We start from the raw sequence: 392 nt of genomic DNA, 5'->3' as shown, positions 1-392 counted from the left end.
TGGGCTCGACCGATGAAATTGTAAAATCATACTTGGGTTTGTTCAGGACGATTGGCGCGAATTCCCAACGTCTCAGTCATTCTGATCAAGTCGGCCAGCGACCGTGCACGCATCTTCTTCATTACGTGTCCCCGGTAGATCTTGACCGTAATCTCGGCGAGCCCAAGCTCGGCGGCGACCTGCTTGTTCATCAGGCCGGCAGCGACCAGTTTCATCACCCCCTGCTCGCGCGGGCTTAAGCTCTCAAATCGAGACTGCAGGTTCGCGACGATCTGCTGAGCCTCCCGTCTTTTGCGATCGCGTTCGGTCGCCGCAACCACGGCATCAAGCAGTTCCTGATCGCGAAACGGTTTGCTGAGAAAATCGACCGCTCCTTCCTTCATGGCCCTGAC

The 392-nt window shown here is 56.4% G+C and carries 1 protein-coding gene; it reads right to left on the bottom strand.

From position 1 onward, the window contains the following. Positions 1-26: 26 nt before the first annotated feature. Positions 27-392: response regulator transcription factor (locus MTR72_RS40265; RefSeq protein ID WP_341512355.1), on the bottom strand; the 366-nt coding region annotated here is incomplete at its 5' end.

It is taken from the genome of Bradyrhizobium sp. ISRA442 (assembly GCF_038085055.1).
Lineage (GTDB): Bacteria > Pseudomonadota > Alphaproteobacteria > Rhizobiales > Xanthobacteraceae > Bradyrhizobium.
The sequence above is the reverse complement of the archived record's forward strand: the minus strand, read 5'-3'. Positions and strand labels throughout refer to the sequence as shown.